The following is an 18,355-nucleotide window of genomic DNA, read 5'->3' as shown; positions in this document are numbered from 1 at the left end:
TAACTTAGCTCTCAGTATCTCTCGATGTGATTGGGACATCCGCTCTATTATTCTTTCCCACTACAGTGCATACCACTAACAATAAAACAATTCCCATCATCTTAATCTCTCCCAGCATGACATTAATAGTAAAACCGATGAAAATCGGTACTATCCATACATAACGCCGAAAGGAAGTTCCTTTTCTCTTTCGAAACACCAGATACATAAATTGAAGATAAGAGATAAAACCGTAAGCCAGTATCCAATAAAAGTGACCATTGTGAGGAGGGTATTCCATCTTGTTAATGAGTGTTACACCGCCCCTGCCAAACAAAATATATTCAAAAAAATTCACATTATCTAGGATATATTCCCAGATAAGAAAACGGGATTCCCCGGAATTATTACGAAAACGTTCCATAGCTTCTAACGCTACCGAAGTCTCCATAAACCTAGGAATTCTGGGAAGAATTAAGATTAAGCTCAATAAGAGAGCTACATACAAAAACAGATCCAACGGATGCAAGAGAAACTTTTCCTTCCTCTTTTTCTTCTGAAACATATCCTGTAGTTTTATGAGCAGATATAAGAACATCGCTACTATGAAGGAGACTAACCCTCCGCTGCTCATACAGGAAATCAATATAAAAAACAAAGATAAAACAGAGCATACCTTTAGTAATAAACTCGTTTTTTCATTACACCATAGATATAACAAAAGCGCATTCATCATATATGCAATATTATTCGCATCCATCCAGATAAATGCATAGCGATATCCCACATATCCCTCGTATAAGGTCTCATTAATCGATATACCGGATCGTCTGTTCCAAAGTAATTTAAATTCCTGATATAAGGCTTTGTCTAAATTATATATTACAGCTAAGGCTACTACGAAAATCATAAATATAATTAGGATTTTCTTTAATTGAAAGGAGGCATTCGTCCTCAGGTAATAAGAGAATAAGAAATAGTATAAAAACATGGAGGTAAATAATAAGAGATAGACCAGATTACGGTACAAATGCTGTGGTGCCGTAATCAATCCCAGCATAGTACTGAAAAGCATGATAAAAAACATAGCAGCAAAAACCTTAAATTCTTTTAATACCGCGATATTATGATACCTTCTTATCACCCATAGATAAAGAAGCGGCAAAGTATAAGGAATGGAAATAAACCAGACATAGGGTAAAAACATGCAATCAATGACACATGCATAGAATACAAACTTATCAAATCTATCTTCTCTCATATCTGTCTGTTGGTTCATATTACGAATTATACTCTCCTGCCATTATAAATTGATATATTCTTTCACACTGCTTTTCCCAAGTTTTATGCTCCAATATAAATTTTCTTGCTTCCTCCGCTTTCTCTCTTAACATTTCTTCCGGTAACATAAGGATCTGATTTATTTTCATTCCTAAACTGATAGCATCATCTGTCTGAACAACAAAAAGCTTATCCAGATATTCCTCTGTCAGACCGTTTAATCTAGTCGTCAACACCGGTACCCCGCTTAACATATATTCGAATAATTTTGATGGGAATGTAACCCTGGCAATCGGATGATCTACCGGCCTTGGATTGACCAAAAGATACGCCTCCCTCTGAATTTGTCTCATAAGACTATAATGAATGCTTCCATGGTATCTGATATTTTTATTAATTCCAGTATATTCTCTTACATCCTTTGCAAGGGGTCCATCGCCATAGATATCAAGAAAGACCTCTTTCTCTTTGATATATTTCATAGCTTCAATCAGTTCGATGATTCCACTGTACTGCGTTAAGGCTCCGGAATAAACGATACGTTTCATCTTATGGTTACATGACTCATCCGTTGGTTGACTTGAAGATATGTCCGATGCTTTATGATAATCTCTTTTATTTATTATGTCCGCATAGTGATTTATTGCGTTTTCGGTTGTTGCCTCCTTAGGATCTATCCCACCCTCAACTACAATATAGTTTTTACCGGGTGCATACCTGGAAATCGCATGCTTATTTAATGTAATGAACTTATCATAAGAAGCAAAAAGCTTAAGGGTCAGATGATCAAAGCTTTTTCTAAGAATATAGGAGATACCCTTCCTACCCACAGCATCATCAATCGGTAAATCTGCCAAAAGACAGATTAACTCACAACCATATCGTCTTTTCAACCATTTTGCCGGCAGTCCTACCTGAGGAAACAAATTAAAAGTAAAAATTGTTTTTATCCCCTCGTCCTTCACAATTTTTCTAGCTTCCAGATACGTAACTATGGTTTCAAGGAATTGTTTTATCACCGGCAGATTGAGAAATCCAACTCTTATTGAATAAAAACCCCGGAACAATCTGATTCGTTTCCTCCTGATAAATAGTCGGCCTTTTGGATAGGCAGCGGTAGGATATATAGTTATACACCGCAGAGCCAAATCCCCATAACGGGATAACTGCTTTAGTACATTAATCTGCATTTTGTTTCCCGCAATGGAGGCTCCGTATAGCTTCGATGCTTCTTTCATGCTGATTGCATACCCCAAAAAGAGAACTTTCATTCTGCCAACAGCTCCTTAAAAATCTCCATATGTCTTTTCGCCATAGTTTCAATAGTATAACACTTTATCGTCTCCAGATTGAAATTTGCCATCATCAGCCTTAAAGAATTATCCTCTAGAAGTTGGATCATTCGTTCTTCCAATAATGCGATATCTCCTACCTGAACGATATAGCCATTCTTACCTTCTTCAATCAGCTCCAAGCCAGCCACACATCGGTCTGTCGTAATAACCGGTAAACCATTCGCCATAGCCTCATTAATGACTAGTCCCCAGACATCCTCTCTTGTAGGGAGCACAAACAAATCTGCCACAAGAGAATAATCCTTAAGCGCATCTTTCGATTTATACGGGGTAAAATATACACTGGTAAGTTTTAGTTCTTTCACAAGCTTTTCATATTCCTCCGTGGGTTTTCCACCGATGATATAAACCCCGGTATCCGCATTCAGATTCTGGCTTGCCCTCAGTAATATGTCATATCCCTTACGGTGTATAAACTGACCGATAGATAGGACAATTTTCTTCTTCGTAATACCAAGCCTGCTTTTGATCTGCTCCTTTTCTTCTTGGTTTAAAACATATGGAATAATATCCTTCTCTAAGACAGAGGTGAAGGGATACCGATAGATATCCTCAGGGGTTGCTCCATAAGTTAAGAAATAATCATCCAGACTTTTTGACGAACTAAGGTATGCCAAAGCCCCCTTCACCAGATGCTTTTTATACCGCTCCTTTATACCTTTTCCACTCTTGGTAAATCCTCCGTCCCCCTCCAACAGATAAGGTATCTTATGTATCTTCATGTACTCTATTGCCATAATCCCGGTGGGTGTTGCAAGATTTGTGACTACTATAAAGTCATACCGATACCTACGTAGTATCTTAACAACTATCGGACAGATTGCTTTATCAACATCAATTGTCTTTCCTTTTAAGAAGACCCCTTTAAAGTTAGTAAAATTATGATTTACCCAGCCCTTCTCTCTTTCTGAGGAATCCGACTTTTCAAACAAAACCGTAAGATGGCAGTACTTTCCCAGTTCATTAAAAAAATCGACCCGGTAGGGTGAGGGTACATTCGTTAACCACAAAACTTTCATTTCATCACTTCCCGATATAAATCCAGATATGCCTGATAGCATTTATTTTTATCGTATTGCTGTGCTATGTTTCTACAATTTTCCTTGCTTCTTGGGTTTAACATAAGTTCTCTTATCGCCTCTATAAAGCAGGTTGAATTTAACTTAGGTACCACAATTCCGCCTTCTTCCTTCACCAGTTCCGGATTCGCACTATATCGGTTGCTAATCACCGGTATGCCACAAGCCAAAGCTTCTAAGGAGACCATACCAAAGGTTTCTTCGATCGAGGGATTCAGAAAAACATCCGCCGCACTGTATATCTTAACCAAATCCTTGATATGATTGGTCCGCTCTAGTACTAGGATCTTATCCGTAAGTCTTTGCTTCTGCTTCTCAGTTACTCCAACCAATGCAATTTTATAGGGGTCCTCCAATCGCTTGGCCAGTTCCTGAAATAACCACAATCCCTTACGCTCTTGCCAGATGGATGCCACCCCCAGTAAGACTATCTTACCCTCTAACCCATATTTACTTCTAAAATCACTTTCCGTCGGTTTAAATAGCTCTAGGTCAATTCCATTCGGAATTATGCGTACTTTTATGTCCTTTAGAAATGACTGCTTTACCTGTGATTTCAACCAATGAGATACCGTGGTTATGGTCAGTTTCTCTACCCCAAGGAATAAGTCCTTCTTCCATTTATAATTATTACTTGAATTATCTAAGAAGAAGCTGGCCGGATAGACCTTCTTCTGTATGCAGTTATGACAATGGGTTTTCCATTTATTGCACCGCGCATAGGTATAATAAGCACAGTGTCCGGTAAATGCCCAGCAATCATGAAGGGTCCAGATTACGGGCTTGTTACTTTCTTTCATATATTCAAACAACAGCTTTATATTGAGATAGCTGCCATGTAGATTATGAAGATGTAAAATATCCGGATTATACTCCCGAAGTCTACGAATAAAGCGTTTTGTGGCATGAACTGAGCCAAAGCCCTGTAGATCAAACAGCCTTGTGAGCATTGCATGACTGTAAACCGAAAGCAAACTGCCAATTCGATGGCTATGATAACCCTCCTGTGTACACTCTCTTCCGTAGCCAATCATTGCCTCATTGCCTTCTTTTATAACTTCCTGATATAAATCACATACAATCCTTCCCGTACTACCATAACCCAGATCTGAATTTATGAAAGCAACCCTCAACGCGAACTCCTAACTGTATTACAGCTCTATGGTTTAGAAGTCTATATATCTAACCCTATTTCGTCTGCCGAATACCGATTAGTATCTCTACTATCTTATTCATCCCAATTCTTTTGGATACATATTCGCTAGCCTTAATCGCTAGGATTGTAATCAATAGGACCATAACAGGCCGAACAGGAGTCAAATACCACAGCTGATACCGATTACAAAGATTAGTTATGATACCGGCAAAGGGCGTATGCAAAAGATAAACGGCAAATGACATCTGCCCAAGCATAATCAACAGTTTTTCAATCTTTTTCTTCATGCAAAAGGCGGATAAACCAAGAACCATACCAATTGACAGCATCTCAACCGGTATAGCTCCTTTCATCCAATAGGAGATTGGTTCCCCGTGATGCAAATTGACACTTAAGACGGCGATATAGAACAAGATAAGCACAGGTAACCATCTTAAGCATAGGGAAGAAAGCATACAAAGCAGCTTAAATCTTCGTATCAGCGATCCGATAACAAAATAAATCGCCCAGTTAAGGGGATTAATATACGGGTAGATGGTAAGATAATTAAGTCCTGTTAATTCAATACTAATGTAGGAAACACCCATTAAGATAAAAAGATATCTTATATTATTCTTCCCCTTCCAAAACATTAGGTAAAGCATCATTAATACGGATAGATAATACAGATGACTGTACGCAGTAATTGTCAGGAACCAATGGTAAAAATCAAGTCCACCTTTCCTAAGAGCAACATAGAGAAAAAGTAAGGTTCCACAGAACAACCAGGGTATTCCAATGGTATAAGCTTTCTTTCGAAAGAAGGGTTGCAGCGGTCTTTTTGTATCATAAAACAGATACCCGGATATGAAAAAGAACACTCCCACTCCGATGGCTCCGATACTGTCTAACACAAGTCCAAATATCTGATTGCAGGGGAAAGTAGCCTTCGGTACTGTTCCTACATGGGCAGATACAATACTAAAAAGTGCGAAGGCCTTTACAATAAACAGATATGCTCTTTCATCAAAACGTTTGGCTTCCCCCATGATAAACAATTAAAGCCTCTTTTCATCCCAATTCACATTTTCCTTAATCACCTTAGCCGGGATGCCACCGATAATACAACCCGGCTTAACAAACTTACCGGTAACAATTGCACCGGTAGCAACGATTGAATTCGTGGCAACCTCTGCTCCTTTTGTAAGAATTGTCCGATTCCCAATCCAGACATGGCAGCCGATTCTAATACTTCTTGACGGATTGATACGGTTACCTTTGGAACTTAGAATAGAGTGACTGTCTCCTGTCCGAAGGGTTACCTCTGAGGAAAAAAGGCATCTCTCTCCAATTACAATATTGCACCCTTCCATACATGCCAGATGGGTTGGACCGTTGATATGCGTTTTCTCCCCAATATAGATAAGATTTTCATCGTTTTCAACATATATATTACATCGACTGGCAGATACCTGATTCCCCAGAATGATTTTATTATAATTACCATGTATGTGTATTCGACATTCCTTTAATACACAATGCCTCTTAATACAAATCAGATTATGTCTTCCAGTGATTTTAATATCACAGTCTTTTAAAAAGCTTTTCCTACATAATATTTTATTATTTCTTCTACCTCTTATTCTGTTCCTTCCAAGTATATTCGTATATAAGCCTCCCGCCAGGGCAGAAAATCGATTATTCTTTTTTAGAATTTTTTTAAAATGTTGTTGAATGTCTTTTCGGATTCCCATATAATACCTTCTCTTCATTGAGTTTAATCGTCAACGATATCCATTCATTGCTAAACTAATATTATCCTTAAATTATCTCAGTATCTTAGGTCTGTGGTAAAACAACCTAATCTCTATTGTCTTTTCCTGTGAGTGTATCATCTATCGGATCTCTTAAAAGAGCTTTATCTACTGTGTTCAGACAATGTTCTGATATTTTAGTATATTTATTTTTTTTTCGTTTTGTTACCTTTGGACTCTTTCTCTTCTTGTAATCATAAACTTTACCTAACTCAATGTAGGCAAAGCTGTCCTTACAGGCATTTTTAATCTTTTTCTTTTTATTACAGGACAGCTTAGTACCAACAAAACTGGTGTCAAACACCGGTTTCACCAATAGTTCCTTTTTGCATCTTTCTATATACTCCTTTGTGCTCCCAATGACTTTAGCGGGAACTCCTACGGCAACACTATCGGAGGGTATATCCTTTGTAACGACACTACCTGCTCCAATAATAACATTATCGCCGATTACAACGTTTGGTAAGATTGTCACCCTTGCCCCAATGAAGGAATTGTCACCAATGATAACCTTACCCACCTTTCCATACCCCATATGCACTCTTTGGGACTGGTCATGAGCTAGTATCTGTACATTATTTGCCACCGTCACATTGTCTCCGATTTCAATCAGATAACAATGGGAGGGATCAAACTTTGTACCGGTCTGTCTGTAAAAATTCTTACCTACCTTCATGCCTTTCTTCACATAATAGGACGTAGGTAAATCTCCATAACAGATAAAATGAACTGCGATATATAGATTAGTTAAAATAAAACTCTTTAATTTTCTCTTTAAGGGTAATATCTTCTCTTTATTTTTAAAGTATTTATTTGTTCTCTCCAATTCCTTATCCCCCTTTTTTCCCTTATTTTCATAATGACTTATTATGATTTGATAACTTATATCTACGGTATAATGTTCCCTCAACAATCGGTAGCTGTTTATACCCATACTCTTTCTTACATCTTCATCTTTAAGAATCTGCTCCACCGCCATACGAAAGTCGTTCATATTTCCACTGTTCACTAAGATACCGCAGCCGGCACTCTCAATAATCATACCGAGGTCCGTTGCAGGATCAACGCAGGCTATTACCGGAAGGGAGGCATTCAGATACGTGAGTAGTCTGGACGGGAAATTAGGTACCGTACTGTTCTTATATAAAAAGATTAGGCCGATATCACAGGCCCGAACCAGCTCCTCATATTCCCTAACCGATAGGGAAGGAATAAGCTTTGCATTCACCGGTTTTATCTGAGTAATTTTTCTGTGCAAGTATTCATATTCGGTTCCGGATCCAACAATAAGAATGAATACTTTACTCTCTTCCAGGTATTCCCTTAGGATATCTGCTAAAAACGAAATTCCTTGTGCCTTACCTAAGTTGCCTCCATAGATGAATACCGGTTTATCCATCGGTAAGCCGTACTTTTTTCTGACAGCTTCTCTATCAACCGATATTATCTTTCTTTCCCTTATACTGTTAGGGCAAACCTCTATCACCTTATTCTTTAGATATCTGTTATGTTTTTTGATATAGTTAACACCGGCCGGTGACATACACCCGATGTAATCTGCATGGCGGTAGGTCAGCTTCTCTAAATAGCGAAACACCCCCCATACAAGGCCCCCATATCTCATTCCGCCAAGATCAACCGTATCCTGGGGCCAGATATCCTTAAGAAGCAGATACAGGCTGGCACGGTAATGCTTCTTCATAAGTACTACGAAAGGAGTTAAAGTAATCGGAGGTGTGGAGAACAGAATAAGATTAAATTCTGCATGCTTTAAGTATTTATGAATTGCGCAAAGCAACCTGGGCCCGGCGAAAAAGGAGGCTATAACCTTTTTATACTTATTCGTCTTCTGGATATTACCGGTTCTTACCCGTAATACCCGAAGCCCCTCTTCTAAACGCAGAGAACTTTTCTGCTGTATTGCTTTTTCGTTCACTGTCACAACCGTAACATCATGTCCGTTCCGATAAAACTCCTGCATCAAATCGGAGTATAGATTATATTCACCATACTTTGGCCATGCCATAGTGATCAATAATACTTTCATAATAATGTTATTTCCTTCATAATAATCTCAAACATAGATTCCATCTCCTCTTTCCCATATCGTTGATCGATGGTAACCGGTATCAGATATTGGGATAACCGAAATTCCAAGGTTTGAGGCTCTACCTCCATAAGAAGATGGCTCCACCAATGCCCTTGGAACAGTTTATTTTCAACTAATCTTTCGGGCAGACCTTCTTTTTCAATTAATAATGGATAGACCATGGGTACACAATCCTCACTGTAATAACGCTTGGGTTCGATCTGATTTATCTTATCAAAACAGTCGCAGGCAGCAGAAAAATTATCCCTTCTTCTGCATCGGATCCTTTCATAGTCGGTTCCGTCTAATATGGCATGGGTCAACTCAGACATTCTCCTAATATCAGAGGTATTAAGTCTCTCTTCATTTTCTACTCTATTCTCATAGGCCTTACCCTCACATCCGTACTCAATTCGTAACAACAAAAACAGTCCGGTATCAGAGGAATAATCCTGTTGATACTCATCCATATATCTTTCGGCCTGATTGCCAATCACATAGGCTCCATCTGCTGCTCCAATGAATTTCCTCACAGAATATACATTCATGCAACCTTTTAGGGGAGGTGCAAAAAAAGCCTGTGCATTATCGATAATTACCTTTGGATATTGTTTCGCCAGGTGCTTCATCCTTTTCTCTCCCATAACTCCAAAGTAATTAACAAGTACCACCGCCTCATCCTCCTGACAAAACGGTAGTATAGGACAAAACTCTTCGTTTAAATAATAATATCTTACTTTCATTCCTTTCTTTTCAAGAAACTCTCTTACCGTATGGCATTCATAATAAGGAAGACATACCTTTTCACATCCTAATACCCGACAGGCATGATAAATTCCTGCCCTGCCTGTATTAAGCCTTGCAATGTGTGACCCGGTATAATATTCTCTGCCTTTCATAAACTCCAGCTCCAAAAAACTTCCGAATTCTTTGTTATGCTTCAAGATCATTTCCCCTAACCAATTCATAAAAAAATAACTTAATTCCTGTCATACCTAAGATCTGAAATAATCGTTTATATGATTCGATATTCAGATCAACCTGGTCTGTGACCCACCAAAGCTTATACAGGTATATCCGGCTTTTTTACTCTATTCATCACGAATATATTTTTAAACCCTCACAGTCATAGCCCTGATGGAATAAATAATCCAGAATCGATAGATTGGGTATGAATTCTCCCCAAAGCTGAGGATAAACAATCGGCTGGTAATCACTGTAGGTTAGTTTCATGTCTTTCCCTGCAAAATGTTCTTCCTTTTGATACACTCTGGCTCCAATCCCGGACAGATAGGTGCTTGCACCCACCGCTTTACATAAATCAATTACCCGGTTCTCCCTAGCGGATTGTATCCTGTAAGAAGAGGAGCGTTCGAACCGTTTTCCTATCCCAAGTCCTTTACAGATTTGTTGTATCAGGGCAATATTCATATCCGCAATATTATCAAACTTATTCATCAAAAGCTTTTCAAAATCGTAGTAAATCTCATCAAAGTACTTCGCCTTTTTATAATTTAAAAGCAATGTTTTCAAATGCTTTTTCTTCCAACCAAGCTCATCTTTTGTTACCACCTCCATAATGGTATCTCCAAGGGTCTGTAATACCGGTATCTTTAGCCGAAGTTCTCCCTGAGGTGTTTTTATTCTATTACAATTCGTAAACCCGGCATTGGAATACTGCGCATCATCCAAAAAGATAAAACAATCACTGTTCGCTATTTTATAAAAATAACCGGGATACGGAATATAGTCCGGTTGATGAATTGCCACTATCATTAATATCAGCCCTTCTTTCTATGACTTCAATTCTTGTTATATGAACACAAGTCAAAGTCTGTTTTTTCTTCAACAGCTTCGGGTGTCATTCCGAGTGATGCAAACATAGTTTGGTGAGTAACTGTATGAAGTCGTTAGTACTTAGACCGCGTGTTTGCAGTCTTATGTACCACTACGTACTTCATCCAAGCGGGAGCGTGTTACGAACAAACTATGCTTGCATCACGAATACAACAACTAGAAATTTAAATTCGTCAATTTGCACATACACTTTCTTTATTCCGAGTGATGCAAACATAGTTTGGTGAGTAACTGTATGAAGTCGTTGGTACTTAGACCGCGTGTCTTGCGGTCTTATGTACCACTACGTACTTCATCCAAGCGGGAGCGTGTTACGAGCAAACTATGCTTGCATCACGAATACAACAACTAGAACTGTGCAAATCTACGAATTTAAGTTTGACAAAAGGTTTTGACACCTAATCTTATACCTTATGTCTCTCTTCATTAAGGGAAGGCCGCTTATAATTACCGTACTTTATTTTGGACCGTTGTAATATCCCTCGGCTTGCTGCAAAAGCAATCCTTACATCCTGATAAAAGGTTACCTTTTGTGCATAGGAAACCTCATATTCAAACTGTTGCTCCCAGGTTGGTGTGATATTCCCATATAAAACTTCCGGCGGAATGAGGCCTCCCCGTACCTTATGTCTTTGTAGCTCATATTCGGTAAAGTAGGGTAAATATTCTGCTACCAAGGGTCTAGGACCGATAAAAGAAAGTTCTCCCTTTAATATATTGATGAGCTCCGGCAGTTCATCCAAAGAGGAAGAACGAAGAAAGCTTCCGAACTTTGAAAGCCTGGCTTCATTGGGGAGTAAAGCTCCCTTTTCATCCTTCTCCTCTGACATGGTTCTGAATTTATATATCGTAAATAAATGATTATCTTTTCCGATTCTTTCTTGCTGAAAGAGCACCGGCTTCCCTAGATTTATTCTCACTAGGATGTAGATGATAATCATGAATGGTCCAACTAAGGCAATTGCCAACAAAGCAATCATAAAATCAATACTTCTTTTAATAAACCTGTAATACATTACCTACCACTTCCAATCATTCTCTTCGTCACAGAAACCTTCCTTTAATCCAATCCCAATCTGCTTAGCTATGAGCTTAAAACATTCATAACATTATGTCGCCTTTCAATACTATTGCTCATAATAGCATTCTTACTAAAGCAAATGCCTCTGCTGCCTTCACATTAACGGTAGAACCTCTTACTCTTGCCAAAGCTTCCATAGCTTGTAAGGACCTGGGGTTTGGAAATTCTGCCAGCTGGGAACGATAATATTCCATGGCCTTTAGCTTAACAACCAGATAGTCACTGATATCATGATACACATTGGGTAAAAAGGAATTCGCTGCGTGAGGTAGATTCCATTCTGTCTCGGATAGGGTCTCATAAGCGTAGATCTCCTTTACCCTGTGGAGATATTTTGGTCTTAAAGCCACAAGCGATGCCTCTGCTATAATCTGATGATCCTTTTGCATATCTCCATGATGCGGAATAAAAGTAATGTCAGGCTCCACCTCTTCCACCACCTCAAGTATCCTTCTATTTACTTCATGCCTCTGTACTGTCTCCAGCATTGCAGCAGGTAGATCAAGATAAAATGTCTTCTCAATTCCCAGATATCTATGACACTTACCCGCTTCTTCCAGTACGGTTTCTACAAGTTCTTCTGAAAATAGCGGAGCACGCCCCTTCGTTGCAATACATACATAAACCTTATGTCCTTCCTTTAGATACTTTGCCATGGTAGCTCCCACCCCTAGAATTTCATCATCTGCATGGGGCGCTATCACTAAAACAATCATATTACCTTTCCCTCCTACCCCTCTCCAAATACACCCTGTAAACTCTAAACCCGGTAAATAGGAAAATAATCACTTTGTTCAAACTGATCTTTGATTTCCTCCACTGCCATACCCTTTTCTAACAGTTCGATCTTTCGAAGCTTAATTAACTCCTGATATCTCTTCTCATCGAATATTTTCTTACCGACCAGATAGTCGGTTTCTCCATCTTTATGGAAGCTTTTTTTGAACTGATATAAACTGTCCTCTTTGCAACCGACTCCCCCTCCCAGATGAAAGGTCTTATATCCGTTTGTATGGCCCCAGCAGGCGGCTTCATAGAGTAATAAATTCGTTGGGGCAAGATGGCGGTAATTTGTATCCGATGCGGATAGATGATAGTTCATTTGTTGATTGGCAAACAATAGAATTGACATAGCTATTATTTTATTCTCATAAGAAGCGTAGAAGATATCTGCATGATATTTTAAATCATATAACATACTGTGATAAAAATCCTGATCAAAGTAATAGTACTCACTTGCATGATTTTTATCCATTGTTCGGTTATAAAGAGGTATAAATTCTTCTATAAGCTGCGGACTTCTTCCCCAGAAAATCTCTACCCCGGCTTTTTTTGCCTTACGGATCATATTACGGTTTTTACTGGACAGATCAGCCCAAATTTGTTGTTCGGATAACAGATTAATCGTAACGGTATTCCCAAGCTTTTTTATCTCATACATGCTTTTTAGTTTTTCACCATTCCTATGTATAGGATGAAAACGGGCAAATTCACAGACAATACCCTGTTCCCTGCAATAATCACAGTATTCCTGTTCCAGTTGTTTTAAATCCTCGTCCGTTGTATTCCCCTGTATTAAAAACCCTCCATAGCCATAGGGCGTCGTAATATCGTAATAAGTATCCTTTGATATCTTAGATGTAAAATGTTTATCCTGATAAATATCTCTTACCATGACTACATTGATTGCCCGGATATTATCCTTCTCATAATAAATCAGCTTGGCATCACCATCACCGTTATGACAAAATGCTTTCACATAGCCGGACAGATAATAAACATCATACTCTCGGAATCTTTTCACCAGGCTATCCCATTCCTGCGTATGCTCTAATTTTATTACAGACAGCACTGTCTCACTTCCTTTATATTTAAGTACGCCCCGTAGGTAATCTATTCAAATGATAAGTCATCCGTTACAACACCTATAGGGGCAAGATTATCTCTTTCGTTTAACAGGTATCTTTGCTGGTATGCTTTATCCACAACAGTTTTCGTTTGTATGAATACTATCAACAATCTAAAACCGTTAACTCACCTTAAGGTTCTTTAGTACATGACATATCCGTTTCATATCCCTATGTCCATATCGCTGGTCACAGGGAATGGAAAGAATTCTATCATAAATCAGAGAAGCTTTCTTATATTCCGACTCAGTCAGCTGTGTTGGTACCGGCCAATGAATGGGACAATAGACGGATGCATTTGTTAACTTTTTTCTGATTTCAGCCCGGTTTTTCAGGGTATAAATCGGGAAGAACATAGGACATACCCCATCCGGCAAAGAATGAAACACCGGAGTAATAAATGAAACATCCTTAATCCCTTTGTAAAGATAGGAATAATTTGCTCTTCGTTTTTCTCTTATCTCATTAAAATCAATGGAGCGGATGATTCTCATCGATAATGAATCGATTTTCGCAGTTAACTTTTCTTCCTCCAATAGCTGCTCCGCCATCGCAAACAGATTTTGATAGAGTTTTTTCAATTTTTCATCCCCGGTTTTTATATATTCTCCTTTTAAAAGTAATGCCTCTCTTCGGATAAAGGTAAATAATTCATTCTCGTTAAGAACATCCGAATGTATTTCCCTGACTGAAGAGCCAAGTATGCCGCCACTAGGAATTCCAAACCATTTTCGCAGGCTAGCAATATAATAATCGTTTTCTTCAAACCCCTGATACTTTGAGCCGATGGAGTGAGTAATATCTTCAAGGATGATAGTAGAGTTTTGTTTCAGCTTTTTTATGATGTCTTGTAAATTCTGATTTGTCCGATAGCCGAAATAACCCATATGAACAAATACACCAACACCCTCCAGATGATGTAAATCACTTAAATCCGGTTCCAACTCCTGATTAATCTTATAAAATTTGCATAGATATCCCTCATTTAAAAATGGAAGTATCATAGAATTACAAAGATATGCAGGAAGCAAGGCGGTTCGCCATCTGGGTTTTATTTGCTTTAGAAGTAGTGTTAAGGCTCCTCTGCCAGAAGATGTAAATACGGTATTACCATAAAGCCAATTTATATCCTTACCTTCATAAATCCGGTTATTCTCAAGCCAAAATTCACTCCCTATTTCCATCTTCGTTCTTACTAAGAATTGAATATACATATAGGTCATGATAGGACCCTTTTTTATATATTCTGTTTCGAAGTACTCCTTCCCTTAAAAATCCCATCCTCTCAAACAATTTCTGGGAAGCCCTGTTATAGGCATTAATAAAGGCATAGATGCATTGAAGGCGCAGTTCTTGAAAGGCATACGCTGTCAAGGTCTTTACCGTATCCGTTCCATAGCCCTTGCCGCAAAAGTCCTTTTTTATCTTTATATGAATCTCAGCCGTACCGTTTTTATAATCAATATTCGTTAATACCACCGTACCGATTGTTATTTCTTCCTCTTTCTCAACAATCATACAACGGAGAGTATGCTCACTTGGTTTCAAAGACATAATCCACTCCTCCTGATGATAATCCGAGATAGGGAACGACCAACCGCCGAGACAATATTCTATTTCAGAATCATTCATGAAACCCTTTAATATCTCTTTATCCGAAAGCTCTATCGCCCGTAAATACACTTTTGAACCATACATAATCATTTCGATTGCTCCTTACAAGTAAGTAATCAGCTTAAATAAAACCTACAAATCCTTAATTATCCTGACAATACGATACAGGTCTTCCTCCGTAAGCTTAGTATCACTTGGAAGGCACACACCGCATCGATAGATCTCTTCCGATATCCCATCTCCGATATAATCATATTCTGCAAAGAACGGCTGCAGGTGCATCGGCTTCCATATGGGTCTTGACTCGATTTCATCCTCTTCCAAAGCTACGATAACCTCTAAGGGGCTTAATCTGCCTTTCAGACTGATACAGCTTAGCCAGTAGTTTGGCCGGTTCCAATCATTCACCGGCATCATATGAATATCTTCATGGTCCCAAAATGCTTTTTTATAAAATTCAAATATATATTTTTTCTTCTCAATTCGCCTACCTAATACTTTTAACTGACCCCTGCCTATTCCTGCCACTATATTACTCATACGATAGTTATAACCCAGTTCACTGTGCTGATAATGTCTGGCCGGATCCCTTGATTGAGAGGACCAGAATTTTATTTTATGAATTCGCTCTTCCTGATCCGAGACAACCATCCCCCCGCCGGAGGTTGTGATGATTTTATTTCCGTTAAAGGAATAGATGCCATAATCACCGATGCTACCGGTATAGCTGTCTTTATAAAGGGTCCCAAGACTTTCCGCCGCATCTTCGATTAAGACAGCTCCACTTTTATCACATAAGGTTTTTATCCGGTCCATATCCGCAGTTAAACCGTATAAATGAACGATTACTACCGCTTTCACCTGCTTACCCAGTTGTCGGTATTTATCAAAGGCCTTTTCTAAATGCATTGGACTCATATTCCAGGTATCAATATCCGCATCGATAAATACGGGTACCGCGTTAAGATACCGAACCGGATTAACAGATGCTGAGAAGGTTAGATCGGAACAAAAAACAATATCTCCTTCCCCTATTCCGGCCGCCTTAAGGGCCATATGAATTGCTGCCGTGCCACTGCTTAAAGCTGCTGCTGATTTCACGCCTACTAAAGCGGAAAGTTCATTTTCAAATTCATTAACGTTAATACCAAGAGGGGCAATAAAATTCGTTTCAAAGGCTTCTTCGATGTACTGCTTTTCATACCCTTCCTCACTCATATGTGGAGATGCCAGATATATTCTTTTATTCTGATTCATTGTTACCTCCGTCAATCTGCTCAAGAATAGCACCATAATCATAATCCACATTACTTTCATTTACTTCCTTGGGATCACGATACGTAGGAACCACTTGTTTCATAACTTCCTTTATATGGTCCGGTGCTCCGGTTTTTAAAGCATTGTTTAATAGCTCTAACTTATCCTCCAGCTCTTTTTTCGTAATTGACTTCTGCCGTTCAATAAAAATCTTTCGGTTAGAAGTTGCGATTAGTTCTTCCCCCTTCGTTAAAGGCTCTTCATACAGCTTCTCACCCGGTCGAATTCCTTTCTCAATGATTGGTATTTCCTCATAGGGTGTATAGCCAGATAGTCGAATTAGATTTTCAGCCAGTTCCAGTATATTCACCGCCCTGCCCATATCAAGTACATAAATCTCAGCATTCCCTTTCATTGAACCGGACACTAATACCAGCTGCACCGCCTCCGCTATGGTCATAAAATAACGATAGATCCGTCGATCCGTTACTGTAACCGGGCCACCTGCTGCAATTTGTTTTTGAAATAAGGGTATAACCGATCCATTGGAACCAAGTACATTACCGAATCTGACAGCGATATAATCCGTCTTCGAGTTATTCTTCATGCTTTGAAGAATCATTTCACAAAACCGCTTACTGGCTCCCATAATACTGGTTGGGTTGACGGCTTTATCCGTTGATATATGAATAAATTTATCCACTTTATACCGGTCAGCAGCTAAAACCATATTATAGGTTCCAAGAATATTGTTCTTCACTGCCTCCTCCGGGCAATCCTCCATTAAGGGTACATGCTTATGGGCCGCCGCATGAAAGATAAGATTCGGTTTGTAACGTTTTAATAACTCATTTACTTTATGGCCGTCTCTCACCGATGCAATCTCAACCTTTAGATTTAAATTGCTATGATAGGCCTGTAATAGCTCCTGCTGTATTTCATAAGCATTATTTTCATAATTGTCTACAAGGATAAGTTGCTTTGGTTCGTACCTAGCTATCTGTCTGCATAGCTCTGAGCCAATGGAACCGCCACCTCCGGTTACCATTACAACTTTCTGGAGTATAAAATCCTTTATCTGCTTGTCATCCAATATAACCTGCTCTCTTCCAATCAGTTCCTCAATTTGTATCTCTCTGATATTATTCCAGAGATTACTTTTACTTCGGTGCAGTAAAGTCATTGTATCCGGTAAGATACGTACCCTACATTTTATTTTTGAGCAAATCTCCAGAATGCATTTTAATTGCTTCGGCGTGGCAGAGGGTATTGCAATTACAATCTCTCTGACCAGACAATCGCCAAGAATTTTTTCCATCTTAGCAATCGGTCCCTTTACCTCAATATTACGTATAAATTTTCCTATTTTTTCAATACTGTCATCAATAAAACAGACCGTTTCATACCTACTATTCGGATTGTTTTGTACTTCTTCTAAAAGCTTCACACCGGCTTCCCCTGCTCCAATAATAGCAAGGGATATTCTGTCCTTGTATTTCTTATATTTATTGCATTTCCTATACTGACGATAGCATAATCTCATAAAGAGCATTCCTAATAATGAAACACTATAGGAGGCCAAGGTAAATAAAACGGATAATTTACTTCCCGGGATAAAATAGTTCAGAGTAAAAAAGCACACGTACCCACAGGCTCCTCCTAAAATCAAGGTGATATATTCTTTGCTTTCGGCGTATCTCCAAAGGCTGTCATAGGTTCTAAAAAGAGATTGGGTAATGGCTCCACATAAAGTCATGATTACCATATGCGGAAGTAATTCAAATGCATTAAGACAGACCCTTTCGTTTATCAGCTGTAGAAAATAATATAAAACTATATTTACAAATACAATTATGAATAAATCCAATAAGAACACGATTGTCTTCCTGTATTTTTTGATTAACAAC

16 protein-coding genes are annotated in these 18,355 nt (G+C 38.7%); all 16 read right to left on the bottom strand.

Features of this window, described 5'->3' with window-relative positions; all coding sequences use genetic code 11:
* Window positions 1–4: 4 nt before the first annotated feature.
* Window positions 5–1,258: a hypothetical protein gene (locus I5677_RS00760; RefSeq protein ID WP_197659647.1), complete on the bottom strand. Its 1,254-nt coding sequence runs from the start codon at window positions 1,256–1,258 to the stop codon at window positions 5–7.
* Window position 1,259: 1 nt separating this feature from the next.
* Window positions 1,260–2,531 (bottom strand): glycosyltransferase, encoded by a 1,272-nt coding sequence (locus I5677_RS00755; protein WP_197659646.1) that lies wholly within the window; start codon window positions 2,529–2,531, stop codon window positions 1,260–1,262.
* Complete coding sequence (locus I5677_RS00750; RefSeq protein ID WP_197659645.1) at window positions 2,528–3,634, bottom strand: glycosyltransferase family 4 protein; 1,107 nt, start codon at window positions 3,632–3,634, stop codon at window positions 2,528–2,530. Before I5677_RS00750 ends, I5677_RS00755 begins: the two co-directional genes overlap by 4 nt.
* Window positions 3,631–4,827, bottom strand: a complete 1,197-nt coding sequence (locus I5677_RS00745) for a glycosyltransferase (protein WP_197659644.1) — start codon at window positions 4,825–4,827, stop codon at window positions 3,631–3,633. The genes I5677_RS00750 and I5677_RS00745 overlap by 4 nt, the downstream gene beginning before the upstream one ends.
* Before the next feature lie 55 nt (window positions 4,828–4,882).
* Window positions 4,883–5,878 carry an acyltransferase family protein gene (locus I5677_RS00740; RefSeq protein ID WP_197659643.1) on the bottom strand — a complete coding sequence of 332 codons (996 nt, stop codon included), beginning with the start codon at window positions 5,876–5,878 and terminating at the stop codon, window positions 4,883–4,885.
* Window positions 5,879–5,887: 9 nt separating this feature from the next.
* Window positions 5,888–6,583 carry an acyltransferase gene (locus I5677_RS00735; RefSeq protein WP_197659642.1) on the bottom strand — a complete coding sequence of 232 codons (696 nt, stop codon included), beginning with the start codon at window positions 6,581–6,583 and terminating at the stop codon, window positions 5,888–5,890.
* Between the two features lie 106 nt (window positions 6,584–6,689).
* Window positions 6,690–8,690: a glycosyltransferase gene (locus tag I5677_RS00730; protein ID WP_197659641.1), complete on the bottom strand. Its 2,001-nt coding sequence runs from the start codon at window positions 8,688–8,690 to the stop codon at window positions 6,690–6,692.
* Window positions 8,687–9,676, bottom strand: a complete 990-nt coding sequence (locus I5677_RS00725) for a hypothetical protein (protein ID WP_197659640.1) — start codon at window positions 9,674–9,676, stop codon at window positions 8,687–8,689. Before I5677_RS00725 ends, I5677_RS00730 begins: the two co-directional genes overlap by 4 nt.
* A gap of 154 nt (window positions 9,677–9,830) precedes the next feature.
* The gene (locus I5677_RS00720; protein WP_197659639.1) at window positions 9,831–10,508 is read right to left on the bottom strand and encodes a WbqC family protein; all 678 of its coding nucleotides are present in this window, start codon (window positions 10,506–10,508) and stop codon (window positions 9,831–9,833) included.
* Between the two features lie 485 nt (window positions 10,509–10,993).
* Complete coding sequence (locus I5677_RS00715) at window positions 10,994–11,605, bottom strand: sugar transferase (RefSeq protein ID WP_197659638.1); 612 nt, start codon at window positions 11,603–11,605, stop codon at window positions 10,994–10,996.
* A gap of 118 nt (window positions 11,606–11,723) precedes the next feature.
* On the bottom strand, window positions 11,724–12,386 hold the full coding sequence (locus tag I5677_RS00710) for a PIG-L deacetylase family protein (RefSeq protein ID WP_197659637.1): 663 nt from the start codon (window positions 12,384–12,386) through the stop codon (window positions 11,724–11,726).
* A 44-nt stretch (window positions 12,387–12,430) separates the two neighbouring features.
* The gene (locus I5677_RS00705) at window positions 12,431–13,522 is read right to left on the bottom strand and encodes a lipid II:glycine glycyltransferase FemX (RefSeq protein ID WP_197659636.1); all 1,092 of its coding nucleotides are present in this window, start codon (window positions 13,520–13,522) and stop codon (window positions 12,431–12,433) included.
* Between the two features lie 177 nt (window positions 13,523–13,699).
* Window positions 13,700–14,800, bottom strand: coding sequence for an aspartate aminotransferase family protein (locus I5677_RS00700; protein ID WP_197659635.1), 1,101 nt, complete (start codon window positions 14,798–14,800; stop codon window positions 13,700–13,702).
* A complete protein-coding gene (locus I5677_RS00695; protein ID WP_197659634.1) occupies window positions 14,745–15,281 on the bottom strand; it encodes a GNAT family N-acetyltransferase in 537 nt (178 codons plus the stop codon). The genes I5677_RS00700 and I5677_RS00695 overlap by 56 nt, the downstream gene beginning before the upstream one ends.
* A 42-nt stretch (window positions 15,282–15,323) precedes the next feature.
* The gene (locus tag I5677_RS00690; RefSeq protein ID WP_197659633.1) at window positions 15,324–16,448 is read right to left on the bottom strand and encodes a DegT/DnrJ/EryC1/StrS family aminotransferase; all 1,125 of its coding nucleotides are present in this window, start codon (window positions 16,446–16,448) and stop codon (window positions 15,324–15,326) included.
* Window positions 16,435–18,354: a polysaccharide biosynthesis protein gene (locus I5677_RS00685; RefSeq protein WP_197659632.1), complete on the bottom strand. Its 1,920-nt coding sequence runs from the start codon at window positions 18,352–18,354 to the stop codon at window positions 16,435–16,437. Before I5677_RS00685 ends, I5677_RS00690 begins: the two co-directional genes overlap by 14 nt.
* Window position 18,355 lies beyond the last annotated feature (1 nt).

Source organism: Mobilitalea sibirica (genome assembly GCF_015999265.1).
GTDB lineage: Bacteria > Bacillota > Clostridia > Lachnospirales > Lachnospiraceae > Mobilitalea > Mobilitalea sibirica.
The sequence above is the reverse complement of the archived record's forward strand: the minus strand, read 5'-3'. Positions and strand labels throughout refer to the sequence as shown.